Source organism: Polyangium sp. 6x1 (assembly GCF_029946515.1).
Lineage (GTDB): Bacteria > Myxococcota_A > Polyangia > Polyangiales > Polyangiaceae > Polyangium.
This window is the reverse complement of record NZ_JARZHH010000002.1, coordinates 36,906-63,354: the sequence shown is the minus strand read 5'-3', so window position 1 is coordinate 63,354 and position 26,449 is coordinate 36,906. Positions and strand designations below refer to the sequence as shown.

10 protein-coding genes are annotated in these 26,449 nt (G+C 69.6%); 2 read left to right on the top strand and 8 right to left on the bottom strand.

The annotated features are described in order from the left end of the window. Positions 1-40 precede the first annotated feature (40 nt). Together QHF85_RS03300 and QHF85_RS03295 are read right to left on the bottom strand one after the other, a co-directional pair. Entirely contained in the window at positions 41-6,481 is a 6,441-nt protein-coding gene (locus tag QHF85_RS03300) for a MupA/Atu3671 family FMN-dependent luciferase-like monooxygenase (RefSeq protein WP_281325558.1), read from the bottom strand. A gap of 45 nt (positions 6,482-6,526) precedes the next feature. Next, positions 6,527-8,185, bottom strand: a complete 1,659-nt coding sequence (locus QHF85_RS03295; RefSeq protein WP_281325557.1) for an acyltransferase domain-containing protein — start codon at positions 8,183-8,185, stop codon at positions 6,527-6,529. Positions 8,186-8,905: 720 nt separating this feature from the next. On the opposite strand from QHF85_RS03295, the gene QHF85_RS03290 reads away from it, so the two are divergent. Both QHF85_RS03290 and QHF85_RS03285 read left to right on the top strand, forming a co-directional pair. After that, positions 8,906-10,027, top strand: coding sequence for an NADP-dependent oxidoreductase (locus QHF85_RS03290; protein WP_281325556.1), 1,122 nt, complete (start codon positions 8,906-8,908; stop codon positions 10,025-10,027). Positions 10,028-10,184: 157 nt separating this feature from the next. Next, positions 10,185-12,491, top strand: a complete 2,307-nt coding sequence (locus QHF85_RS03285; RefSeq protein WP_281325555.1) for a M20/M25/M40 family metallo-hydrolase — start codon at positions 10,185-10,187, stop codon at positions 12,489-12,491. On the opposite strand, the gene glgA is transcribed toward QHF85_RS03285, so the two are convergent. The 6 genes from glgA to QHF85_RS03255 all read right to left on the bottom strand — a co-directional run bounded on the left by glgA (position 12,446) and on the right by QHF85_RS03255 (position 26,449). Next, positions 12,446-13,948, bottom strand: a complete 1,503-nt coding sequence (gene glgA / locus QHF85_RS03280; RefSeq protein WP_281325554.1) for a glycogen synthase GlgA — start codon at positions 13,946-13,948, stop codon at positions 12,446-12,448. The genes QHF85_RS03285 and glgA overlap by 46 nt on opposite strands. 23 nt (positions 13,949-13,971) lie before the next feature. Beyond that, a complete protein-coding gene (locus tag QHF85_RS03275; RefSeq protein ID WP_281325553.1) occupies positions 13,972-15,750 on the bottom strand; it encodes an HAD-IIIA family hydrolase in 1,779 nt (592 codons plus the stop codon). Then, positions 15,747-17,879, bottom strand: coding sequence for a hypothetical protein (locus QHF85_RS03270; protein WP_281325552.1), 2,133 nt, complete (start codon positions 17,877-17,879; stop codon positions 15,747-15,749). Before QHF85_RS03270 ends, QHF85_RS03275 begins: the two co-directional genes overlap by 4 nt. 53 nt (positions 17,880-17,932) lie before the next feature. Then, positions 17,933-18,532, bottom strand: a complete 600-nt coding sequence (locus QHF85_RS03265; protein WP_281325551.1) for an SIS domain-containing protein — start codon at positions 18,530-18,532, stop codon at positions 17,933-17,935. Then, positions 18,529-19,563 (bottom strand): sugar kinase, encoded by a 1,035-nt coding sequence (locus QHF85_RS03260; RefSeq protein ID WP_281325550.1) that lies wholly within the window; start codon positions 19,561-19,563, stop codon positions 18,529-18,531. Before QHF85_RS03260 ends, QHF85_RS03265 begins: the two co-directional genes overlap by 4 nt. A gap of 136 nt (positions 19,564-19,699) precedes the next feature. Beyond that, positions 19,700-26,449, bottom strand: coding sequence for a type I polyketide synthase (locus tag QHF85_RS03255; protein WP_281325549.1), 6,750 nt, complete (start codon positions 26,447-26,449; stop codon positions 19,700-19,702).

The following is a 26,449-nucleotide window of genomic DNA, read 5'->3' as shown; positions in this document are numbered from 1 at the left end:
CTTCCACCTTTCCTCTCGTCGTCGTCGCATGACGGATCCGTCACCCGCGCGCGCGCTTGCGCTGCCGCTTGAGCACCTCGAGCTGCCGGCGCGCGCGATCCTGCGCCGCATCGACCACGGCCGCGCTCTCCTCTGCCCCCTCGCTCAGATACGCCGCGAGCGCGCTGACCGTGGGGTGCTCCAGGAGCTTGACGAGCGGCATGTCGGGCCGCAGCGGCTGTAGCTCGTTGTGCACTTGCACCATGAGCAGCGAGTGCCCGCCGAGGTCGAAGAAGTTGTCGTGGACGCCGACCTGATCCACCCGGAGCACGCGCCGCCAGACGTCCGCGATTTGCTGCTCGACGTCGCTCCTCGGCGCCACGAACGCCGCGCTCGCGCGCCGCTCCTCGGAGGGCGCCGGCAGCGCCTTCCGATCCACCTTGCCGTTCGGCGTGCGCGGGATCGCGGGCAGCTCGACGAAGACCGAGGGCACCATGTAGTCCGGCAAGCGTCGTTGCAGCGACGCGCGCAACGACGCCGGGTCGATCTTGCCCTCCGCCGGCACGACGTACGCCACGAGCCGCACGTCGAGCGGGACGTCCTCGCGCACCGCCGCCACCGCCTCGCGTACGCCCGGGCAAGTCGCGAGCGACGCCTCCACCTCGCCGAGCTCGATGCGGAACCCGCGCAGCTTCACCTGCTGATCGGCCCGCCCGAGGAACTCGAGCGTGCCGTCGGCGCGCAAGCGCCCGATGTCGCCGGTCCGGTAGATCCGCGCGCCCGGCTCGTCGCGGAAAGGATCCGGCAGGAAGCGCTCCGCGGTGAGCGCAGGCCGACCGTGGTAGCCGCGCGCCACGCAGTCGCCGCCGATGTAAATCTCGCCCGGTACGCCGAAGGGCACGGGCTGAAGGGCCCGATCGAGCACGTAGACGCGGTTGTGCGCGAGGGGCGTGCCCAGCGGAACCACACCGCCGCGCTCGTCCTTCACGTCGTGCGTCGCCGACCAGATGGTGGTCTCGGTCGGCCCGTACATGTTCATCCGCCCCGCGGGGACGATCGCGCCGAGCTCCTCGGCGAGCGGACCCGGGAAAGCCTCCCCGCCGACGAGCAGCTTCTGGAGCCCCCCGAGCGCCTCGCGCGCCTCGACGTCGAGCAGGAGCGCGCGCGCCATCGAGGGCGTGCATTGCAAGTGCGTCACGCCGTACCGCTTGATCTGCCGCGGGACCGTGACCGGCTCACCTCCTCCGCGCCGCGCCTCGCGCTCGCTCAGGCGGCGGAGCTGGTCGAGGTGAGGCAGGCTCTCGAGCACCGCGTCGGTGTCGATGCCGAAATCGACGAGGCATGCGATCTCGTCGACGCCCATCGCGCGGAGCTGCTCGACGAGCTCGAGGCTCCCGCGCGGCGTGCCGAAGAGGCCGCTCGTCTCGAAGTATCGACCGAAGGCGTGCTCGACGATCCGATCGACGTCGTCCTTGCCGAGGGGCCCCGTGTCCACGCTCATGCCGAGGGAGCGCCCGATTCCCTTCATGAGATCGAGCGAGCTGCGGAGGTAGTTCTTGAAGGGCGCCTCCACACGCGCGCGGACGCGCGACAGGTCCGGATCGACGTACGTGTGAAGCATCAACGTGACGTGCCCGCGACCCGACGCGCCCGACCCGCGGTACGCCTCGCGATAGAGGGCGATCTTCTCCGTGAGCTCCTCGATGCTCTGCCCGAGCAGGTGCGTGAGCACGCTCGCGCCGAGCGCCCCTGCGACGCGGAACGTCTCGGGGTTGCCCGCCGCCGTCATCCAGATCGGCAGCTCCGCCTGCACCGGCCGAGGCCGGATGCGCACGTCGACGGGCTTGCCGTCGCCGCCGGGCAGCCGCACCACCTCGCCGCGCCAGAGGCGACGGATGACGTCGAGGCCCTCCAGCATCACGTCCTTGCGCGCCGCATACCGCTCGGGCGCGAAGACGAAATCGTCGGCGTGCCAGCCCGACGCGACGGAGAGGCCCACGCGCCCACGCGAGAGGTTGTCGACGACGGCCCACTCCTCGGCCACGCGCACCGGGTGGTGCAAGGGGATCACGACGCTGCCGGCGCGCAGGCCGACCCGCTCGGTGATCGTCGAGAGCGCCGCGCTCGTGACCGAGGGGTTCGGGTACATGCCGCCAAACGCGTGGAAGTGCCGCTCCGGCGTCCAGACCGCGGAGAAGCCGTTCCTGTCGGCGAATCGGGCCCCGTCGAGCAGCAGGCGGTACCGATCGCGGCCCGGCCCGTCGGCGTCGTCGGCGAAGTAGAACAGGCTGAAATCGATGGGGTTCGCGCGTCCGCGGCGACGCTCCGCGCGGAGCGTCGACGCCTCGTCGGCCTGGATCACCACCGTGAAGCCCCGGCACAACGTCCAGAGCAGCTCCAGGACCGAGATGTCGAAGCTCACGCTCGTCACCGCCAGCCAGGTGCCCGGGGGCTCCGCGCCCAGCCGCTCGTCCATGGCCGCGAAGAACCGCGTGACCGTCGCGTGCGGGAGCATCACGCCCTTGGGTTTGCCCGTGGAGCCGGACGTGTAGATCACGTACGCAAGCTGCGCCGGGTCGTGCGCAGGCGGCGACGCCTCGGGCGGCGCGGCCACGTGCTCCAGATCCTCGACGCGCAGCTCGACGCAGCCGGCGCCCGCGAGCATGCCCGTGAGGTGCGCCTGCGTGACGAGCACGCCCACGGAAGCGTCGTGCACCATGTGGCGCAGCCGTTCGAGCGGATACGACGGATCGAGCGGCACATAGGCCCCGCCTGCGCCGAGGATCCCGAGCATCGCCACGACGACGTCGAGCGAGCGCTCCACGAGCACGCCCACGCGCACGTCGGGCGCCACCCCGAGCTCGCGCAGGCGAGCAGAGAGAGAGCGCGCGCGCCGATCGAGCTCCGCGTACGTGAGCGACGCGCCCTCGAAGACCACGGCCGTCGCGCCGGGCGTGCGCGCCGCCTGCGCCTGGAACTGCGCATGCACGAGGCCCGCATCTCCTCGCCAGGCGCCCGCGCAGGTCCCGTTCAGCACCCGCTGCCGCTCGGCCTCGGTCAGGATCGGCAGGTCGCGCACGCGCCGCTCCGGCGACGCGACCGCCGCGCGCAAGAGCACCTCGAGGTGTCCGGCGAAGCGTTGGATCGTGTCCTCGCGGAACAGGTCGCTGCGATACTCGAGCGCGCCGTCGAGCCCGCTCGGCGTCTCCACCATCGCGAGCGAGAGGTCGAACTTCGCCGTCCCCGCAACGGCGCCGTCCGGCGTTCGGAGCGCCGGCTCCCACGACATCCCGGGCACGCGCGTTTCCACCGCGGGAAGCTGCTCGAGCATGAAGTTCACCTGGAAGAGCGGGTTCTGATCGGCGCCGCGCGCGGCCTGCGTGGCGGCGACGACGTCCTCGAAGGGCAGCTCCGCGTGCCGCAGCGCCTCCTCAACCCGCGCGCGGGTACGCTGCATCAGCGCCTCGAACGTGGGCTCCTCGTCGAGGTCGCAGCGGATGGTCAGCGTGTTGGCCAAAAACCCAACGAGGCTCCGCGTCGCGGCGCGGTCGCGCTGCGCGGACACCGTGCCCACCCCGAAATCCGTCTGCCCGGTGTACCGATGGAGCAACGCGGCGTAGGCGGCGAGGAGCGTGACGTAGAGCGTGCATCCATGCCTTCGCCCGAGCGCGCGCAGCCCCTCGACGAGGGGACGTGGCAGCGTGAAATGCGTCGTCGCGCCTGCGAGCTTGGGCTCGCGCGGGCGCGGCTGGTCGGTGGGCAGCTCCAGCCTGGGCAACGCCCGAAGCCGCTCGGCCCAGAACTCCCGCTGCGCGGCCAGCGTGCTCCGACGCGCGATCTGCCATCGCGCGTAGTCGGCATATTGCACGCGCACGGGCGGCAGCGACGCGTCCGCCCCGGTGAGCCGCGCCTGGTAGAGCGCCGAGAGCTCACGCGCGAGGATGCTGATGGACCAGCCGTCCGTGATGATGTGGTGCTGCGTCAGGAGCAGCTCGTGCTCGTCCTCGGCGAGCCGCACGAGCGAGGCGCGCAAGAGCGGCCCCTGCTGCAAGTCGAAGATGGTCCGTCCCTCCGCGAGCGCGTGCTGCTCACGCGCCGCGTCGCGCGTCGCGGCCGGCTCGCCCGCGAGATCCACATGGGCGAGCGTGAGCTTTGCCGCGGGCAGCACCACCTGGCACGGCTGCCCCTCCACCTCGCGGATCACGGTGCGCAGGATCGCGTGGCGCTCCACGAGCGCGTCGAGCGCGCCTTCGAGCGCCGTCGCCACGAGCGGCCCGCGCATGCGCAGCCCGAACTGCACGTTGTAGAGCGGCACCCCGGGCATCAGCCGTTCGAGGAACCAGAGCCGAAACTGGCCAGGCGAGAGCGGCGAAGGCTCCTCCGGCGAAGAGGGGTCGCGCGCGGGGATGTCGTCCGTCGGCGCCACCTGCGTCGACGCGTGTCGCCACGCCCCGAGCAGCTCGCTCGCCGCGTCGTGGATCGTCGCGCTCTGCCACAGGAACGTCGCGGGCAGCCGAACGCCGAGCGCAACCTCGAGCTCCTCCTGGAGCTCCAGACCGGCGAGCGAGTCGAGGCCGAGCGACGCGAGCGGCACGGCCACGTCGAGCGCCCCGGCGTCGCTCCCGGTGCGACGGGCGACGGCGGCGCGGAGCGCGCGCTCCAAAAGGGCCCCGTGCGTGTCCTCGGGCGCGCGCGCGAGCGCCTCTCGCACGTCCTCCATCGCGGGGGCGTCCTCGGGCGCCTCGGGCGCGTCCGAGCGCCCGAGGACCTCCAGCGCTCCGGCGAGCAACGCTTGCTTGCACGCGCGCCGCTGGATCTTGCCGCTCGACGTCTTGTGGATGCTGCGCGGCGCGAGCAAGGCGATGAGGTGCAGGTGCGCGGCGTGCTCGTCCGCCACGGCGCGCCGGATTGCCTCCATCACGCTCTCCATCGACCCCCCGACGCGCGCCGGCTCGACCTCGGCGACGAGCGCGAGCCGCTCCTCCCCGCCGACCTCCAGGCCGAACGCGGCGACGCAGCCGGGGCGCACGGCCGCGTGCGTTTGCTCGGCCGTGAGCTCCACGTCCTGCGGATACACGTTCCGGCCGCGCAGGATGATCAGGTCCTTCTGACGCCCGGTCACGAACAGCTCGCCCTCCGCGAGGAAGCCGAGGTCGCCCGTGCGCAGGAACGGGCCTTCGCCGGACGCGAGGCGCGCGTCGAACGTGGCCGCCGTCTCCTCGTCGCGCCCCCAGTACCCGCTCGCGACGCTCGGGCCCTCGAGCCAAATCTCCCCGACGCCGCCCTCCGCGCGAGGCTCGCGCGTGTGAGGATCGACGATGACGGCGCGCATGCCCTCGCCGAGCCATCCGGAGGAGACCATCGCGCGCGCCTCCGGGTGCGCCGACGCGACCTCGACCGCGCGGCCCTGGGCGAGGGCCGCGGCGTCGAGCGTCCGTGTGCGGGCGCCCTCGCTGGGGCGCGCGCCCGCGACGAAGAGCGTTGCCTCGGCCAGGCCATAACAAGGGTAAAACGCCTCGGGCCGGAAACCGCAGGGCGCGAAGCGCTCGGCGAAGCGCCGCAGCGTGTCGGCTTGCAGGGGCTCGGCGCCGTTGAACGCGACCTTCCACGAGCGTAGATCGAGACGCTCCAGCACCTCGTTCGGGACTTTGCGCGCGCAGAGCTCGTAGGCGAAGTTCGGGCCGCCGCTCGTGCTGGCCCCGTACCGCGAGATGGCCTCGAGCCACCGCTGGGGCCGCTGGAGGAACGCGATCGGCGACATCAGGATGCACGGAATCCCGTGGTACAGCGGCTGGAGCACGTTGCCGATGAGGCCCATGTCGTGGAAGAGCGGCAGCCACCCGACGACCGCCGTGCTCTGCGCGTCGTGACCGAAGCCGCGCTGGATGAGCCGCTCGTTGTGCAGCACGTTCGCGTGCGTCAGCACGACGCCCTTCGGCGCGCCGGTGGAGCCCGACGTGTACTGGAGAATCGCGATCGTCTCGGCGCCGATCGCGACCGGGTGGAAGGCGTCCGCGCTGCTCGGCGGCAGCGCGTCGACCGCGATCCATACGAGCTCCGCGAGCTCCGGCACCTGCGGGAGCAGCATCTCCGCCATCGCCTTGATCGGGGCGGTCGTCAGGACGACCTGCGCCCTGCTGTCCCTGGCGATGGCGCGGAGGCGCGGCAGGGTGCGATCGAGGCGACCCGGATCGGGCGGGTACGTCGGCACGGCCGCGGTGCCCGCGTAGAGGCACCCCATCAACGCGGCGACGAAATCGAGCGAGGGAGGGAACAGGAGAAGCGCTCTTCCGCCCTGGATCCCAGCTCCCTGGAGCGCGGCGGCGACGGCGCGGGCGGCGTGGTCGAGCCGGCCGTACGACCACGTCTCCACGGGCCCGTCGACGTCGCCTGTGGCGAGGAAGTGGTAGAGGACATCGTCCGGGCGCGCGAAGGCCCGCGCGCGGAGAATGTCGTTGAGCGTCGTGTACGAATCGAGGGGAGAGAGAGCGTCGCTCTGCATGAATGGCCTACCCATCAGCGTTCGTGGGGTTTCACCGCGCGGGACTCAGGGCTCCTCGCTCCCCCCACGCTCGATCAAGGCGTCGATGGTCAGCGCCATCTCGCGCAATGTGGGCGCCTGGTAGACGGCCTGGAGCGGGAGATCGACGCGGAACGTCTTGACGATGCGGGTGCGCAGCCGCGTCGCCACGAGGGAGTTTCCTCCGAGCTCGAAGAAATGGTCGTTCGGCCCGATCTCGTCCGCCGAGAGGAGCTTCGCCCATAACGCCGCGAGCTCCCGCTCGGTCTGGGCCGCGCGATCGGCGCCGCCCTCCGCGGGACGCGCGCTCGCCGCCTGCGCCGGCGCCGCCTCGGGCTCCAGGCGGAGCGGCAGCGGCGGGAGGCGCTCGCGATCGAGGACCACGCCCGCGACCCAGAGCCGGCCGAGGGCCCGAAGCAGGACGGCCTGATCGGCCTGCGCGTCATACACGTGCCGCATCGATTGCAGCACGACCCGCTCCGGCGCGGCGCCGCTCTTCGGATAGCCCAGGGCGAGGCTGCTCAGGGTTTGCCCGGGTCCGACCTCCACGTACAGGTTCTGCGGATCCTGCATGAGCGCGGCGAGGCCTTCCGCGAACCGCACGGGCCGGCACATGTGCGCGGCGAAATAGCCGGGGTCCGTCGCCTCTGCCGCGGTGATGGGCGCGCCGGTGACGTTCGAGATGTACGGGATCCGCGGCGGCGCGAGCGTGTAATGCGCGAGGAGCTTCGTCATCGGCTCGATCATCGGCGTCAACATCGTCGAATGGAACGCGTGCGTGGTCTGCACGCGCCGCACAGGCGTCTCCTCCGCGGCGAGCCGCTTTTCGAGCGCGTCGATCGCCTCGGGGGGGCCCGCGACGACGGTGAGCTCGGGGCCGTTGATCGCGGACAGGGAAAGGTGTTCCCCGAGCATGGGGACGACGGCCTCGTGCGGGAGCGCCACGGCGAGCATGGCGCCGCGGGGCAACCCGTCGATGAGCGCGGCCCTGCGCGCGATGAGGGTGAGCGAATCCTCGAAGGAAAGGACGCCCGCGAGGCACGCCGCGACGTACTCGCCGACGCTGTAGCCGATCATCGCGCCGACGCGGAGTCCGAGGCTCTGCCACGTCCGCGCGAGCGCGTATTCGATCACGAAGAGCGCCGGCTGCGCGAGGCGCGTCTCGGAGAGCCGCTCATCGGCCGGCGTGCGCTTCTGCCTGCTTCGCCCGAGCATGCTCCGCAGATCGATGCCGCCCTTGGGCACGGGCGGGCTCGCGGCGGCCGGGGTGACGCCCTCGGGATAGAGCACGGTGCGCAGATCGAGCCCGAGCTCGGGCTGGAGGATGTCCGCGGCGTGATCGACGACCTCGCGGAACGCGGGCTCCGATGCATAGAGCCCGAGGCCCATGTTCACGTAATGGTCGCCGAGCCCAGGGAACATCAGCACGGCCGTCCGCTCGCTCGCCGGGGAGCCGCGCAAGGCGCGATCCGCGCCGAGCGCGGCCAAGCCGTCCTCGGCCCCCTGGAAGAGAAGCGCGAACCTGTGCGGCCCGAGCTCCGGAGCGACCGGATGGAGGCCGACCCCCGCGCGCACGTCGTCGGGCGACGTGGACGCGAGATGGCTACGAAATGCGCGGATGGAAACGTCGAGCGCAGAAGCGCTCCCGGCCGACAGCAGCGCGAGCGTCCAAGGGCACGGATGCATACGAATTATCCAAGGAGGCACGGATCAAGCTGGATCCGATGCTTCAATGACGAGACTCCCTCGAAACGGCGACAAACGCCTGATCTGGTGAAATGCAGCGTCGAAAGCTCACCATCCCCACCGGCCGCGCCGCCCACGCGTCGCCGGTGCGGCGTACGCATCACCAGCATGGGCGTGTATCCATACCCCCTACATCCCGCCCCCTGTTGCACTTATCGAGCGCGGGACTCCTCATAAGCTTCATACATAGTGAGGTCGGTTAGCATGGTCCCTTCGTCGCGGTCAAGTGGAAACGTGCGCACAGTCCAGGCTGCGCCACCCACGTTTGCGATTGCGTGCGACAGCTTTGCCCCTCAACGAGCCGACCTGTTACGCCGACGATTGCATGTATGCATCGACCACGCGCCTGCAAGGATTACCGAGACGTGCATTCACGCGCGTACTCGCATCGCCTCGGTGTGATTGAACCTCCTCCCGCCGACGCCGCTCCTGTTTGAAGTCACATTTCGTCAGATCAAACATCCACCATCAGGTCAGGCATCCAACGTTATGACTCTCAAGTTACACATCACGATACACGTGTTACATCACACCAAACTTAGATAACATCAGGAACCATGTCAGTAACTTGTTTCACAAAAAATCTATTTTCGTGTGCAAGGGACCTTGGGGGTTATCGGAGGGGTGGACACACAGGCCGCGGTAGCGTAACCGAGCGCCATGACGAAACGAACCACGATCCTCTCGCGTTCGAAGGAGGTCCACGCGTCCCCAGCGTCTCCTCGAAAGCGAGCGTTCCTCCTCCTGTTCGCCGCGCTGGTCATGATGTGCACGGCCTGTAAATCGCAGGCGCCAAGCGAGGCCTCGTCGCCGAGCGCGCAGCCTCCGAGCACGCCACCTCCGCAGACAATGAAGGCCGTGCGGCTCCACGCATTCACGGGCATCGACGATCTGCGCTACGAGGACGCCCCGCGCCCCCGACCCAAGCCCGGCGAGATCTTGATCCGCGTCCACGCCGCCGCCGTGAATCCGGTCGACATCGCCGTCGCCGCTGGACGCATGCAGGAGCGTATTCCCTCCACGTTGCCCCTGATCCTCGGCTGGGACGTGTCCGGCGTCGTCGAGGAAATCGGCGAGGGGGCCACGCGCTTCCAGCGCGGCGACGCCGTCTTCGCGTACCTCTCCGGGGGCCGTGACGGCGCCTTTGCGGAGTACGTTACCGCGAACGAGGCAGACGTCTTGCCCAAGCCCAAGACGGTGGATCACGTCCACGCGGCCGCAATTCCGCTGACCGGCGTGACGGCATGGAAGTCGCTCGTCGAGACGGCGAACCTGAGCGCCGGACAAACGGTGCTCATTCACGGCGGCTCCGGTGGCGTGGGCACGATGGCCGTCCAGATCGCCAAGGCGAGGGGCGCGCGCGTCATCGCGACGGCCTCCGCGAAGAACCTCGAACATCTCCGATCGATCGGCGCCGACCAGGTGATCGATTATCAGGCGACGCGGTTCGAGGACGTGGTGAAAGACGTGGACGTGGTGCTCGACACCGTCGGGAAAGACACCCAGGAGCGCTCTTACAAGGTGCTGAAAAAGGGCGGGCTCCTTGTCGTGATCGTCGGCAAGCCCTCGCCGGAGAAGGCCCAGGAGTTCGGCGTGCGCGCGGTTCGGGTGGGCGCCGGGCCAAACGCCGCGCAGCTCGCCGAAGTCGCGCGCCTCGTGGACGAAGGCCGCATCCGCCCCGTGGTCAGCGAGATCTTCCCATTGCAGGACACGCGCCGCGCCCTCGAGCAGATCAAGACCGGGCACACGCGCGGCAAGGCCGTGATTCGCGTCGTGGATTGATCCTGTCGCTTATCCCCTGATCCTCCCCGCTTCCGTTTGTCCACGGAAGCGGGGGAAGATCCGTCGACGTCGCGCTCGACAAGTCGGCCCGCCGCACCCTCCGGCAGCGCCTGTCCGGCGGTGACAGAGGTGGCTCCGTCGTGTATCGTGCCACGCCTTGAGCGGTCACGATCCGAACTCCATACACGCGAGCCCTGGAGCATTGCGCTCGGCGCGCGTGCTGCTCGGCGCATTCCTCGTCCTCGCCGCGTTTGCGCTTCTCTCGGCCGCGCGACTCGCGCCCCCCGCGCCGCTCGGCCCGGACGCGCCTGCCACGACGTTCTCCGCGACACGAGCAGGCACGCAGCTCGCCCACATCCTCGAGGGCGGAGCGCCACACCCGGTCGGATCGCCTCACAATCGTGTCGTGCGCGACCGCATCGTCGACGCATTGCGCGGCATGGGCCATACGCCGCTCATCCAGACCTCATTTTCGTGCAGCCGCTACGGCGTTTGCGCCGAGGTCTCCAATGTCATCGTCCGGATCGAGGGAGCGGCCTCGCGCTCGGCCGTCCTCTTCTCGGCGCACTACGACTCCGTCGGGGCTGGCCCCGGCGCGGCGGACGATGGCGCGGGGGTCGCCGCGCTGCTCGAAATCGCGCGTGCCCTCGAGGCCGACGCGCCGCCGAAAAACACGATCGTGCTTCTCTTCGACGACGGCGAGGAAGTCGGCCTGCTCGGCGCCGAGGCCTTCGCCACGCAACATCCGCTCGCGCGCGACGTCCGGGTGGTCGTCAACCTGGAGGCACGCGGTACCTCGGGCCCGAGCCTGATGTTCGAGACCGGCCGGGACAATGCCTGGCTCGTCCGCCTCCTCGGCCCATCGCTGCCGCGCCCCGTCACGAGCTCGCTCTTCGTCTTCGTCTACCGCAAGCTTCCCTCCGATACGGATCTGACCGTCTTCAACACGCACGGCGTGCCGGGGCTGAACTTCGCGTTCATCGACGATTACGCGAATTACCATACCCCACGCGACCGCCCCGACGTCCTCGATCCCGGGAGCCTCCAGCACCAGGGGGAGAATGCTCTCGCGCTGGCCCGCGCGCTCGCGTCGGCCGACATCGATCATCCACCGCCGGGGGATGCGGTCTTTTTTGATCTGCTCGCGCTGCACGTGCTGCGCTGGCCCGTGCCGTGGACCTTGCCTCTCGCGCTCGCTGGGGCCCTCGCCTTCGCCGCCTGCGTGGTCCTCCTGGCCCGCGCCCGCGCCTTGCGGCTCCGTGAGGTCGCCTTCGGCCTCGTGCCCCTCGGCGGCGTCGTCGTCGCCGTCGCGCTCTCCCTCCTCGCCTCGGCCCTCTTGCGCGCGACGGGCGCCTTTGCCGGCCCGGTCCTCGCCCACCCCACGCCGGCGCTCCTGTTTCACGCCGCGCTCGCCCTCGGCCTCGTCACCGGTGCCGCCGCGCTCGTCGCGAAACGGACGTCCCCCGCGAGCGCCTGGGTGGCCCAGGGAGGCGTGTGGGTGCTCGTCGCGGTGCTCCTCGCTGCGCTCGCCCCGGGTGTCTCGTATCTGTTTCTCGTGCCTGCGCTCGTCGGGGCGCTCGCCGGCCTCCCCTGGGCCGCCTCGCGGCGCGCCTCGCTCCCCCTCGCGGCGCTTTCGTTCATCGCCCCCGCGTGCGCCGCGTGCTTGGTCCTGTTCCCCCCGGCGTGGATGCTCTACCCCGCCATGGGGACGCAGGCGCTCCCCGCGATCACGGCGCTCGTGGGCTTCATCGTATTGCCCCTCGCCCCCCTCGTGCCATCCGATGGGCGCCGCCGCTTCGCCCTGCCCGCCGCCGCGGCCGCGATGAGCCTCGCCGCGCTCGGGGTCGCGGCCGTCATGCCACCGTATTCCACAACAAACCCTCAAGGCGTGCGCGTCGAGCTCCATCACGATGCCGACGCCGGGAAAGCCGTCCATCGGCTGCTCACGAACGGCGGGGATGTACCGGCGCCGCTGCAAAAGCTCGCCGAGGGGAGCGCCCCGCCCTTCCCCTGGTGGGGCGCGTGGCGCGTCCCTTATCGAACGGCGCCCGCCCTCGATACCCCGGGCCCGGAGCTCGCCGACATCACCTCGACGCCCGAGGGAGCGGGGCGTCGCATTCGCGCGGTCCTGCGCTCCCCGCGCGGCGCGCCCGAGGCCACCGTTTACCTGCCGCCCGGCGTCGAGGTCACCTCTTTCACCATGGCGGGCCAGGCCGTCCCCAGGCCCTACGCCTCGGTGCTCTGGAACTCGGGCTGGCGCCGCTACACGTGCAAGACCCTGCCCGCGAGCGGCATTCCCGTAGAGTTTGTCGTAACAAACCACGCGCCGATCGAGGTCCTCCTCGTCGACTCCACGCCGGGACTGCCCCCCTCGGCGGACGAAATCGTCCGCGCCAGACCCGAGACCGCCGTTCCTTTTCAGGAGGGCGACGTGACGCTCGTCTCCCGGCGTACGCGGCTCTGAGCTCCCCCGGAGGCGGCGCGGTAGATTTCGTCATATCGTCGCGCCGGCGTGCTCCAGCCATGTTCGAGCCGCATGGCGCGTGCGACCAGGACAGGCCATTGCGGGCTCTTTTTGGCCTCCACGGCCCGCGCGACAGCGCGAATCATTGCGTCCGCGCGGCACTCGTCGAAAAGAAAACCCGTGCCGGCGTCGAGCGCGGGGGTGCAATCGTCGATGGTGTCGACGAAGCCACCCGTCGCGCGGGCCACGGGCAGGGCTCCATAACGTTGCGCGTACATCTGCACGAGGCCGCAGGGCTCGAAGCGGCTCGGCAGGAGCATCAGGTCCACACCGGCGAAGATCCGGTGGACGAGCTCCTCGCTGGCGAAATGCACGAAGGCCACCGCCCCCTTCGCGCCGTCTGCCGCCGCCGCGATTTCCTTCATGAGCGCCGGGTCGCCGTCGCCGGCGATGATCACCTGCGCGCCGAGCGTGTGCACGAGCTCGGGCAGCGCTGCGGCGAGGACATCACTTCCCTTCTGCGGGACGATGCGACCAATGCTCCCGAGCAGGGGCCGGGTCGCGTCGACGGGCAGGCCCACCTCTTCCTGCAAGGCGGCGCGGCACCGGGCCCTTTGCGAGACGTCATCGGCATCGTAACGGACCGGGAGCGCGCTGTCCGTCGAAGGGTTCCAGACCTGCTCGTCGATCCCGTTCGTGACGCCGCGGAGCACGCTCGCGCGCCTCTGCAACACGCCCTCGAGCCCGCAGCCGAAGGCGGGCGACCGAATCTCGCGGGCGTACGTCTCGCTGACGGTGGTGATCGCGTCCGCGCTCAGGATCCCTTGCTTGAGGAAATTCAAATTGCCGTAAAACTCGATCCCGTCGATGGAGTACCTCTCCCTGCCGAGTCCGAGCTCGCGAAAAAGCGCGCGTTCGAAGACCCCCTGGTGCGCGAGGTTGTGGATCGTCAGGAGGCTCCTCGTGCCTTCGAGCCGGGGCTCTTCGTTCCGTAGATCCTCGAGGAACGTCGTGGTGAGGGCCGCGTGCCAATCGTTGACGTGGACGACGTCGAAGGCCGACCCGCTTTGCGCCCGACGGAGGGCGATCTCGGCGACCGTCCGCGAGAAAAGCGCGAACCTGAGCCCATTGTCGGCGTAATCCTTGCCGGACTCACCGTAGACGCCCGCCCGGTCGAAGAGCTCCGGAGCATCCAGGAGCAGGACGTCCATCCCTGTGTCGAGCCGCCCGTGGACGAGGGTGACGTCGAAGCTCCGCTGGCCGAGCTTCACGCGCATCGGCTCGGGCGGCGCGACGATACGCAACGCGGAGGTGTCGACGCTGCGGAAACGCGGGAGGACGAGGGTGAACCGATGTCCAAAGCTTCGCACGGCGTGAGGCAACGCCGACGCGTAATCGGCGAGGCCTCCGACCTTGAGCAGCGGGAAGAGCTCGGTGGCAGCGAACAGAATGTCCATGAGGGGTGGTCCGGGCGTCCCTTTCAATCCGATTCGATCACGAGATCAGCGCAATGCATTTCCGTCGCGTGCACGGCGTCGTCGCGTACGGGAGCCGTGGTCACGTCTTTGCCCTGCCACGCGAGGAGGTTGCCGAGCCGCCTCTCGGCGGTCGTGCCCGAACACGTGACGAGGATCCGGAGGTCGAAACGCTCGCGTATCACGGGGTGCAGCGCGAGGCGGCCTTCGACGAGCACGACGTCCGCATTCGCGTGCTCTTGCGCGAGCGCCTCGACGATCTCGGGGCGCAACGAGGGTTCTTCGCCTGTGACGTTTTCGTCGAGCGAGATCCGGGCGACGACGCGGCCCTGCCGGCGGAGGCGCTCCGCGAGCGTGAACGCAAAAACGGATTTGCCGCTCCGCGCGCGACCACCGATGCCCACGACGAGCGGCGCGCCGCGGGGGCGCGAGACGAGGTCTTCGATGCGCGCGCATGCCGCCAGCGTTTTGCGCTCTTCGCTCGTCGCGACATCGACGGCGTCGAACACGTCGTCGACGAGGAGATCGGGGCGACCTTCCCCCTCCGCCTGCCGGCACCCGTGACCTGTCCGCACGCCGATGGCCGTGATCCCGAAGGCGCGCGCCGCGGCCATGTCGACCCCGCGATCGCCGACCATCACCGAGCGCGCGGCGTCGATGGGCAGCTCCTTTGCGGCCCGCTCGAGCATCCCCGCGAGGGGCTTGCGGCACGCGCACGTGATCTTGTATTCGGGGCGCTCGCCCTCGAAACCACGCTCGGGGTGATGGGGACAAGAATAGATACGATCGAGGAACGCCCCTGCCTGCCCGAGCTCGGTCTCCAGCCTGGCGTGGATCCGGTCGAGCTCCTCGATGCTGGTCATGCCCTTGGCGACCTGCGGCTGGTTGGTCACGACAACCGCCAGGTGGCCTCGCTGGTTGGCGAGACGAACAGCGCTCGCGGCGCGCTCGAGGAGCGAGAGCTCGTCGGCGGAGAGGACCCCGTGCCCTCCGAGCGCCGCGTTGAGGACACCGTCGCGATCGAGAAAGACGGTGGGTCGAGGCGAGCGCGCGTGCCGCCGCAGAGGCAGGCCCGAGGCGATGTCCTCCTGCGCCTTTCGATATCCCTCCGGCGTGCCGATGTCCCGCAGGTACTCCGTGGTCCGATACGCGAAGACGCGCCGCCCGCTGCCGAGGAGCTTCGGGAAGACGTCGTGCATGAAGTCCTGCTTGGCCGCGTCGTCGATGCATTCGAAGACCGAAGGCGAAAGCACGTAGAGGGCCGAGGGCACGAGGTTCTGGTAAAACCCGGCCGGCCGGCTCCGCTTGGGGAGGAGCGCGGTGACCCGCCCTTCGTCGTCCACCTTCAGGAGATCGGAGTCCGACGGGTGATCGTTGGGGCGAGCGACGAGGGTCGCACATCCGCCGTGATGCTCGTGAAAGCGAAGGAGGCGCGCGAGGTCGAGCTCGGCATACATGTCGCCATAGAGGACCAGAAAGGCCTCCGCGCCCAGAAAATCCCTCGCCGCCGAGAGGCAACCTGCCGTCCCGCGCGGCGAGGTCTCGACGAAAAAGCGCCCGTTCATGCCCAGCGTGTCGAGATGCGGAGCGACCGCGTCGACCAGCTTCTCGGCGAGGTGGCCGGCCATGATGGCGACGTCGCGAATGCCGACCCCCGCGAGGAGCCGGAGGTGATGCGCAAGGAGGGGAGCGCCGTCGATGGACATGAGCGCCTTCGGGACGAGATCCCCCGTGACGCTGCGAATCCGTGTGCCGAAGCCGCCCGCGATGATCGCTGCTTTCACGCGCGCGCCTCGCCATCCGGGAGGCGCTCCGCGCGCTCCTCGATTTCGTAGAAACGCACTTCGCCGACGCCGAGCTCGAGGAGCAGGCCGCGTTCGAGGAGATCGGTGCCTTCATACGTGAAGACCGAGGGGCGCCCATCGGAGCCCCGCCGAAGGACGTCCCGAAAGAGGTACGTATGCCCCGGCCGCGGCGCGAAGGCCCCAAACGCCTCGAGAATCGGGCTTCCCATGCGGAACGAGGCGCGCGCCCGACCGCCCGCGTAGTTTGCCGCCGCGAGGATGGCCTCGCGCGACCCATCGGGCTTCACGCGGCCAGCGGACCACACGACGAGCGGGGTCTCTTCGAAAGGCTCGTGGACCTGGATGGCCCCGTCGCGGAAAAGGGCGCGGTGCTCGACGCCCTTCGACAGGACCAGCTTGAAATAGTCGCCGAGCGCGGGATTGCTCTGGGTCCAGTCGATCCGGGCCGGAATGTCGAACGGAATGGCCTTGTCGGTGTCGATCGAGCGGGAGAGGTCGGCGATGATGTTTTGTTTCTGCCCGACGCCTTGCTCGAGCCCGTTGTAGACGAGGACCGGCCGGAACATCAGCGCATGGATGGCCGCCGCCCCGACGTGAATGCCGAATTTGTCCACGGGGTTTCCCTCGCCGCCGTCGTGCGTGCCGATGAAATTGAGCAGCCCCGCCCCGCCGACCTGCCAGATCCGGAAGGCGACGTTCCGGAGCTCCGCTCGGATCCGTCGGGCGTCGCGGCTGACCTGGGCGTCATAGAGGCCGACCTTGTTGTACACGGCGCCGGCGCCCGTCCGATTGAGATCGGCGAAATTGGCGTAGGCCTCCTCGATCGTCGTCGCCGCAGGATCGGCGCGCCGCATCACCTCCCGGGCCTCCTGGAGCAGCTCCCGCCCGGAGAGGGCCCTCCAGCGCGCCTCGAAGCCGACGAGGAGGCGATCGTATTCTGCGCGGAGCCACGCCGCGCCCGCGCGCTCGCGCTCGGCCACGAGGGCGCGGTGCCAGCGCTTGTAATAGCGGCCGTTCAGGACCTCGTAGGCCATGTCGCGGCGCACGAGCCTGACGCCGAGATCCTGGACGAGGCGCCGCACCTCGCCGAGCTCCCATTCTCGGGTGATGGGGCAGCTGAAGTCCCGCTGCGCCATGTCCGTCCAGATGTCCTCGATGTCCGGAAAGGGATGGTGGACCAGGATCCATTTGGGCACCCTGCGGCCGCCCTCCGGATAACGCTCGGTATGGACGAGCCAGAAGACGCGGTCCTTTCCGCGGAATGGCACCGGGCCGAGGATGCGGCGCCGGTAAGCTTCTCGATCCTCGTGCTCCGCGGGTTGCGGGGGCACGATGTGAATGACCGACTCCGGATAGGTCGTCACCTGGTCCGAATCGAGCGAGACATGGTTCGTGACCTCGTCGACCCCGACCTCGAAGCCCGCGCCGCGCGCGCGCGCGACGAAGCGCGCGAAGCCCTCCACGCCGCCGAGCTCCTCCTTGATCCGGTAACCTCGGAGCGAATAGGGCGAGCCGCCGCCCGTGCCCCACCGGTTGATCGCGCCAATCTCGAAAATGTCGAGGAGCCAGATCGTATTGCAGGCGGTCCGCTCGCGGATACGACATAGCTCGTCGTCGTCGAGCGAGTCGAAGAACGAGCGACCTGGCCGGAGCCGGTTGTACGCGCGGGCGAGGATCACGTAGATCCCCGCCTCGCGGATCCACAAGGACGGGTCGAGGCGCCGAAGCTCCTCGCGCATGGCCCCGATCTCTCGCACGAGGAGCGCGTCGAGCTGCGCATTGCGGGCTCGCGGAGGGCCGTCTGACGAGAGCGCCACGCGCAGCGCTTCCTCGAGCGGCCTGGTCCACGCGAACGGGGAGAGGAGCGCGTGGAAATAGCCGCCGTAGGAAGGCTGTTGCGCGAGGACCACGTCGCCGTGGCCCTCACGCTCGAGCTCGAGCTTGGTATAAAAAAAGCCCTCGAGGCCCGGCCCCCGCGCCCGGCGGACGAAATCGCCCGATGCGCTGCGGAATTCGTACGGCCCGACCACGACGGGATCGTCGCCCAGCACCTGGCGCAACTCCCGGAGGCGCTGTGCGAAATGGCCGCTCTCGAACGTCTCGTGCATGAGATCTTCCTAGGCGCCGGTCTCGCTACGGGCTGCCAGCCCGGCCGGACACCTCATGCGTCCTCGCAGAGCGCACGCGAAACGATGTGCCCGATCACGAGGTGGACGTCTTCCGCCTGCTGCATGTCGTTCACGTTCGCGCGCACGGGGACGTGGACGAGCGACGCGAGCTTGCCCTCGCGGTAGCCACAAAGGCCGACGGTCACAGCGTCTCGCTCGTTCGCGTATCGAATCGCGCGGAGCACGTTCTCGGAATTGCCGCTGCCGGAGATGCCGATGACCACGTCCCCGGGGTTCATCAGGTTCCGGAGCGGCTCGACGAAGATGTCGTTGTACGAGACGTCGTTCGCGTACGCCGTCAGCGTCGCCATGTTGTCGTTCAGGCAGATCATCTTGAACCGCCGGGTCCGCCCGTAGCTCGCGCCCTTGTTGAGGTCGGCCGCGAAATGCGAGGCCGTCGACGCGGAGCCGCCGTTGCCGAAGATGAAGATCTGCCGACCCTCGTCGCGGGCGCGCCGCAGCACGGTGACGAAGGCGCGCACCTCGCGCGTGTCGAGCGCCTGCAGGACCTCGACGACGCCATTGATGTATTTTCGTACGAGGTTGTCCTCGACCACGGGTAAGCTATTTGGCATCAAGGTATGTTCCATCATGGATAAGCTCTCCTGGCATCTTTCGTCCCGGCGGCTGTCTCGAAGTCTTCGGCGCTGACGAGCTGCGCCCCGCTTGAAATGAAACCGAACGGCATCTCGGGCAGATCGGACAGGGCGCGGCGCAGCCGCTCCTGATGCTCGAGCTCGCAGTACACGAGGAGGAAGCCTCCCCCGCCGGCGCCGAGCAGCTTGCCGCCCAGGGCGCCGTGCTGGAGCGCTCGCGTGTAGTAGCCGTCGATGGCGGCGTTCGTGATCTTCGACGAGAGGGAGCGCTTGAGGCGCCAGCCCTCATCCATGACACGCGCGAACGCCCCGAGGTCGTGGGAAAGGAGCGCTTCACGTTGTTGATGGGCAAGCCCGACCATCCGGGTGACGGTCTGAAACTTCGCGTCGTCGGAGGCAACCGCTTTCTCTTGATCGCTCAGGATGTCTCCCGAGCGGCGGGTATTGCCAACATAAAAAAGGAGCAGCGATTGCTCGAGGGTCCGGGCAACGCTCGCGGGGAGCGCGAGCGGCGTCACCCGGACCGTGTGGTCAGACGCAAACTCGATAAAGTTCAGCCCACCGAACGCCGCCGCATACTGATCCTGCTTGCCAATCGGGTTGCCGAGGCGCGTGATCTCGACGTGACATGCCTCCGCCGCCAGCTCCTCGCGGGAGACGGTCTCGCTTCGGTAGGCTCGGATCGCTGCCAGCAGGGCCACGGTGAAAGAGCTGGAGGAAGCAAGGCCTGTACCGTTCGGCACGTCTGACGTGGACACGATCTCCACGCCCCCCTGCGGCAGGAGCTCGGAGCACACGGCACGAAAGATCGGGTGCCGGATGCTGGACGCGGAAGCCACGCGCTCCCGCTCCTCTTCCGGATACGCGAGCGAGATGTCGCTGCTCGACGCAAGCGCGCGGATCGAGACCCTCGTGTACTTGTCGATGGTCGTCGACAGGACGGCGCCCGGGCTCCTCACGTAGTAGGAAGGGAGGTCCGAGCCGCCGCCAGCGAAGCTGATTCTACATGGTGCTTTTGCGACGATCACCGGCTCTTCCTCATCTGACCCGCTCGCCTTCGGAAATCACGGCACAATGTGTGCCACGTAGGGACGCTGCGCCCTGGGCAGCTTCGATGTGCCGCGCATTGCGCAATTCGAGCAGACGTTGCGCTTGTCCCGCACGTCATCTCATATCGGGAACATCCGCGACCATGGCTCGGAGTGCGCCGAAGATGCCCTCCTGCAGCGCTTCGATGGTGCTCTTGTGGTGGACGGCTTCGCTGTAGAGCCACTCGAGTCCGAGGCGATCGCCCTGCGTCCATGCGTTGATGAGCAAGAGGTGGCGCGTGATCACGCGCGGGCTGTGCCGGCGCGGGACGTCGGGCTCCAGGACGAACGGCATGTCCGGCCCAGGTTCGACCTCGGCCGGCGGCCCGTCGTCGAGCTGACCCCGATAATTGAAGTACACCTCCGGGCGCGGCGCCGCGCGCATGGGCACGGAGATCTCCGGATCCTCGTTGACGTAACGCAAGAGGCCATAGTGAAAACCATGGTTCGGGACGTTCTGGGTCTGGTCGCGAATCGTGCGCGCAGCAGCCGGCCCTTCGGGCGCGCCACGGAGGTCGAGGAGCACCGGGCAGAGATACGCGAGCCACCCGACCGTCCGCGAGAGATCCACGCCTTCGAGGCTCATCGTCCGACCGTTGTGCACGAGGTCGACGAGGAGCGTCTGCTGCCCCGTCCACGCCGCGAAGGAGCGCGCGAGGGCCGTCATCAGGAGGTCCTCCATGGAGACGTCCTCGGCCCGGGCCAGGAGCCGTAGCTTTCGCACCTCGGCCTCGCCGAGCCACCCCTTCATCTCGCGCGTGGAAGCGCCCGTGTGCACGCTGCCGGGATGGTCCTTGGGCAGCGGCGCGGCCGTCCGCCGTGCCTCCGAGAGCCAGTATGCCGCTTCGCGGCGGACCTCGTCGGACTGCGCATGGACCTTCAAATACTCGGAGTAACGCTTGATGGATGTCGTCCTCGGCGTGAGCCGGAGCGCCGCGCCCGTGCGGAGCTGCTGGTAGGCCGTCAGCAAATCGTCCTGCAGGATCATCATCGAGAAGAAATCGACCGCCGTGTGATGCGCGAGGATCCACACGCGGTTCGGGCCTGCGCTCCCGAGATCGAAGTAGACCACCCGGAAAAGGGGCCCATCGTAGACGTTCAAGCTGCCCTGCAGCTCGTAGGCGGCCGCCCGGACGGCGTCGTATTGCTCCGCTTTCGCCACACTGGAAAGGTCGATTCGCACGAACGAGGCAAAGTCACCTCCGGGCGGAACGACGATCTGTCTCCACCCCGACGCGTCGTGGATCGAACGGAGCCTCAGCGCGTCGTGCCAGTCGCAGATCTCCCGCGCGGCCCGCGCGAGCAGCGCCGGATCGAGCTCCCCGTGGACGCGAAACAAGCACGAGGTGGTGAAGAGGTGGCGATCGGGATCATACGTGTCGAACGACTCACATTGGTTGGGGGTCAAAGGGACATCCCCGCCCGCTTCCCCTTCCGTGGAGGGCCCCGCGGAGGCTCCCGCAGCCGCCGCCTGCCGGGCGACCGTCGGGTTCTCGAAGAACTGGAGCGGCGTGAGACGAACGCCCGCGCTCGACGCGCGGTTGATGACCTGCAAGGCGAGCATCGAGTCGCCGCCGAGCTCCTGGAAATCGTCGTTCACGCCCACGCGATCGATGCCGAGTGCCGCCTGCCAAGCCTCGGCCACGCGGCGCTCGACATCGGTGGTCGGGGGCGCATACGGCGTCGCAAGATCGGGACGCGCATGGGCCGCGCGCGGCGCCGCATACGGCGTCGCGGAGGCGCTCTGCGTCGCGGAGCCCATGTCGTGCGCGCTCCGGATCGCAGCGTCGAGATCGACCGGCGAGACCGCGACGCGGCGAACGTCGTACGCGAGAATGCGGCGGAACGCTTCGACGCCCTCGGCGGGAGAAATGGCCGCGGGATCGACGTCGGCCGTGCCCTCCCGCGCCACCACGCGAGCGCCCGCACGGACGCGCCGGAGGGCGAACCGCTCGATCTCGACGAGCACCACGCCCTCTTCGCTGGCGATGTCGACATCGAAGGTCGCGATGTCGCCGATCGCCCGCGACCGCACGTGCGAGTGGACCACGCGAGGCAGCCGTCCGTGGATCCGGACCTTGCCATACGCAAACGGCAGATACAGCTCTTCGCCGAGGAAGGCGCTCGCGAGGCCGGTGGCGACGTCGAGCAGCGCAGGGTGCAGCGCGTGGCGCGCGAGATCGTCGAGGAACGCCTCGGGGAGCTCGAGGCGCACGATCGCTTCGCCGTCACCCACGTGCACGGCGGTGATCGACCGCCAGCGCGGCCCGAACGTGATCGCGCCTGCCCTGTCGCCCGGCTGCACCGGCGTGAGCGCCTGGCCGCATCGCGCGGTGATTCCCGTGAGATCCAGCCGCCGTGAAGCGACGCGCGCGCGCGTCCGGACGACGCCGCGCGCGTGTTCCCCCCAGCGCACGCCGCCCTCGCCCGGACGAGCGCTCTCGACCCGGAAGGAGAAGTCGTCCCCCTGCCGCGCGAACGCGACGCGGGCCTGCACCTCCGCGCGCGCGGACACGCCAAGCGGGGCGATGAACGTCGCCTCTTCGAGCTCGATCAGCTCGCCCCGCGCGCGCTCCCAGAACGCGGCCGCCACCATGTCGAGGTACGCGGTGCCCGGCAGGACCGCGGCGCCCGCGATCCGGTGCTCGGCGAGGACCCAGTCACGATCCTCCCGCAGCGTCGTGACGATGGCGTCTTGCGGCGCCGACGATTCCGCGCGGGCGAAGGGGAGCTCGGGCGCGCTTTGCCCCCGCCGGGCCCGCGCAGCCATGCCGACCTCGCTCCATCCGCTCCAGGCGATGGAAACGACGGGGAGGCCTCCCGACGCGGCCTGCGCGTCGGCAAAGGCATCGAGAAACGCGTTCGCCGCGGCGTAGTCGACCTGCCCGATCCAGCCGAGGAGCGCGACCGTGGAGGCACAGAGCACGAGAAAGTCGAGCGGCTCGTCGCGGAGCGCCGCGGCGAGGTTCTGCGCGCCGCGCACCTTCGGGGCGAGGACGCGCGCGATCTGCTCCTCGGTGCGCAGCTCCATGATGCCGCCGCCCGCGACGCCCGCGGCGTGCACGACGCCCGAGAGCGGGCCGAAGCGCTCGTGGGCCTGCGCGATCGCCGCTTCGAGCTGGGCTCGATCCGCGACGTCCGCTCGGACGAGCAGCACCTCCCCGCCCGCCCGCTCGATGGCCTCGATCGCGGCGATGGCGCGGCTCGTGTCGTCGTCCGGGTTCGACATCACCCAGGCGGACCACGTCTCGCGCGCCGGCAGGGCCGACCTCGACACGAGCACGAGCCGCGCCTGGACTTCCTCGGCCAGGTGACGCGCGAGCGTGAGCCCGATGCCGCCAAGGCCACCCGTGATCAGATAAACGCCGCGCGACCTCCATCGGAGCGCAGGCTCGGGCGGCGCCGCCATGCGCACGCTCTCGAGCGATTGCATGAAGCGGTCCGCGCCGCGCAATGCGACCACGGTATCGGTCACCGGCGCGGCGAGCTCGGCGAGCAGATGCTCGACGAGCGCCTTTTCCTGCGCCGATCCGGCCCGGGGACGCACGATGTCGACGGCGCGGCAAGCGATCCGCGGGTACTCCCGCGGGATCACCTTGCAAGGCCCGAGCAGAAGCGCCTTCTCGGGGTGGATCTCCTCCTCGCCGCCGACCCGCTGCGCGCGGTTCGTGACGATATCGAGCTCCATCTTCGTGTCGCTCGCCGCGAGCGCGCGAGCGAGGCCCACGAGGTCGAGCACCCCCTCGTCGAGACGAGAATCCAGGGCGGGCTCGTCGGTGGCGGCGCGCAGGTGAACGAGTTTGTCAGGAAAGACCCCGTCGGCGCGCAGCGCGCCGAGGAGCTCGGCATAACCTTCTTTTCGGTACGAGGCGACCTCGTAGACGTCCTCGCCGACCTTCGCGAGCGAAGCGGCCTGCCCACGCACCAGGATCACCCGGTGGCCGTGCTCGCGCAGCCGCTCGGCCAGCATCCCGCCGAGCCCCGCAGCCTCCCCGATCAAAAGCCAGCGCAGCGGCGCGGCGCCCCGGTAGGATGCACGGGGCGCGGTCCGGCGCCACGAGGGAAGGTAAAACCATGCGTCGAGCTCGGCCCGGCCACCCTCGAAACGTTCGGCGACGTCCGGCGAGGTATCTCGCTCGCCAGGCTTGGGCGCATCGATCCAGAATCGTTGGCGCTCAAAGGGATAGGTGGGCAGCGGCAGTCGACGCCGCCGCTCGTTCGCGTGATACCCGTTCCAGTCCACCTTCGCGCCGAGGAGCCAGAGCCGGCGGAGGGCGTCGCTCACCGTCGCGGCGTCCGACGACGCGCCGCTCGCAGCAGGCAGCGAGGTGACCGTCTCGTGCCCCGAGCCGTGGCGCCGCGCGAGCGACGAGAGCGCCCGCCCCGGGCCGACTTCGAGGAAGAGCGCGTCACGTTCCTCGAAGAGCGATCGCAGGCCCGCCGAGAAGAGGACCGGCGCGCGGAGCTGGCGCCCCCAGTAGGCCGGATCCGTCGCCTCCTCCGGGCGGATCCACGTCCCGGTCACCCCCGAGACGTAGCGCCTGTTCGGTGGCGAGAGACGAACGCGCCGGACACGCTCGACGAATGGCTCCACGACGGAATCCATCATCCGCGAATGGAAGGCGTGCGAGGTCACGAGGTGCCGGCACGCGACGCCGCGGCCCGAGAGTCGTGCTTCGAGCGCTTCGATCTCGGCCCGGGGGCCGGACACCACGGTCATCTCCGGCGCGTTGACAGCCGCGATGTCGAGCCTCGCGCCGAGGTCTTCGCGCAGCGCCTCCTCGGAGAGGGGCACGGCGAGCATCACGCCCGGCGCGGCCGATTGCATCAACCTGCCGCGCGCCACGACGAGGTCCGCCGCGTCCTCGACCGAGAGAACGCCGGCGATACACGCGGCCACGAATTCACCAATGCTATGGCCGAACATGCCCCACGGCACGATCCCCCAGGACGCCCATAGCTGGGCGAGGGCATATTCGACGGCGAAGAGCGCGGGCTGCGCGAGCGACGTCCTCGTGAGCTCGGCCGCGGCCTGCTCCCGGTAGCGCGCTTCGGGATGAAGCAGGCGCCTGAGATCGAGGCCGAGCTCCGGCGCCATTCGTCGGACGCATCGATCGAGGCTCTCGCGAAAGACTGGCTCCCGCTCGTAGAGCTCACGGCCCATGTCCACGTGCTGCGCGCCTTGCCCGGGAAACAGGAAAACGATGGGGTGCTCGCCGGCGAGCGCGCGCTCCAGGGGCGGCGCTCCTTCCTCGCCGCGCAAGGCCCGCAATGCGCCCTCACGATCCTGGCAGACGATGGCCGCGCGGTGCGGAAACGCGCGCCGCCCGACGTGCAGCGTGTACGCCACGTCGGCGAGGTCGTGCTCCGGATGGCGCTCGATGTGCTCGGCGAGCCTTTGCGCCGCGCTCGAAAGCGCGCCCGGCGTCCGCGCCGAGAGCGTCAGGATTTGCGTTTGTCGAGGCGCCGTCGTTTTCACGGGCGGCGGCGCCTCTTCCAGCACGACGTGCGCGTTCGTGCCGCCGATCCCGAACGAGCTGACGCCCGCGCGGCGCGGCGCCACGCCCCGGGGCCACGGCTTTCGCTCGGCATTCACGAAAAAGGGGCTGTTCGCGAGGTCGATCCGAGGGTTCGGCTCGCGAAAATGAAGGCTCGCCGGGATCGCCTCGTTCTCGAGCGAGAGGATCGCCTTCAAGAGCCCCGCCACGCCCGCCGTCCGATCGAGGTGCCCAAGGTTCGTCTTCACCGAACCGAGCGCGCAAAAACCCGTCTTCGCCGTCGATTCGCGGAAGACCCGCGTGAGCGCAGAGACCTCGATGAGGTCGCCGAGCGCGGTCGCGGTCCCATGGGCCTCGATGTACCCGATGCTCTCCGGGTGGACGTCGGCGACCGCCTGCGCGAGCGAAATGACCCGCGCTTGCCCCTCGACCCCGGGCGCCGTGAAGCCGACCTTCGTCGAGCCGTCGTTGTTGATCGCCGACCCCCGGATGAGCGCGCGGATGGTATCGCCGTCCGCGAGGGCATCTTCGAGGCGCTTCAGGATCACGACCCCACACCCGCTGCCGAATACGGTGCCGCCGCCCTGCGCATCGAAGGCGCGGCAATGGCCGTCGGGGGACATGACGCCCCCTTCCTGGAAGAGATAACCGATGGCTTGTGGCACGCCCACCGTGGCTCCGCCCGCGATCGCGAGATCACACTCGCGATTGAGGAGGCTCTCGCAGGCGAGGTGGACGGCGACGAGGGAGCTCGAACACGCCGTCTGGACGTTGATCGCGGGCCCGGTGAGGTTCAGCTTGTAGGCGAGCCGCGTGGCAACGTAATCGTGCTCCGTCGCCGCGAGCAATTGCATGTCGGCGATGCTCTCGAGCAGCCGCCGATTCGGCAGGAGGTTGCGCAAGAGGTAAGAGTTCGTCCCGCTGGTCGCATAGACGGAGACGGTGCCGCGCGAGGACTCCGGGTCGTGGCCGGCGGTCTCCAGCGCCTCCCAGGCGCATTCCAGAAAGACGCGGTGCTGCGGGTCGGTGATCTCGGCCTCGCGCGGGGTCATGCCGAAAAATTCGGCGTCGAAGAGGTCGACGTCGTCGAGCGTCGCCGCGGCCTTGACGTACCGCGGATGGCTCCGCAGCGCCGCGGGGACGCCGGCCGCGGCGAGCTGATCGTCGCGCAGAACGACGATCGACTCCACGCCGTCGCGCAGGTTCGCCCAGAACTCGTCCGTGCTTCGCGCCCCAGGGAAACGACCCGAGAAGCCGATGACCGCAATCGCGTTCTCCGGGGCTTCTCGTCGCTCCTCGTCCTTGCCACCGCTCGATTGAGTGCCCAT

Coding starts and splice junctions, on each gene's coding strand:
- QHF85_RS03290 (WP_281325556.1), top strand. CDS start 8,906: ATGACGAAACGAACCACGATCCTCTCGCGTTCGAAGGAGGTCCACGCG.
- QHF85_RS03255 (WP_281325549.1), bottom strand. CDS start 26,449: ATGGGCACTCAATCGAGCGGTGGCAAGGACGAGGAGCGACGAGAAGCC.
- glgA (WP_281325554.1), bottom strand. CDS start 13,948: ATGGACATTCTGTTCGCTGCCACCGAGCTCTTCCCGCTGCTCAAGGTC.
- QHF85_RS03300 (WP_281325558.1), bottom strand. CDS start 6,481: ATGCAGAGCGACGCTCTCTCTCCCCTCGATTCGTACACGACGCTCAAC.
- QHF85_RS03295 (WP_281325557.1), bottom strand. CDS start 8,185: ATGCATCCGTGCCCTTGGACGCTCGCGCTGCTGTCGGCCGGGAGCGCT.
- QHF85_RS03270 (WP_281325552.1), bottom strand. CDS start 17,879: ATGCACGAGACGTTCGAGAGCGGCCATTTCGCACAGCGCCTCCGGGAG.
- QHF85_RS03265 (WP_281325551.1), bottom strand. CDS start 18,532: ATGATGGAACATACCTTGATGCCAAATAGCTTACCCGTGGTCGAGGAC.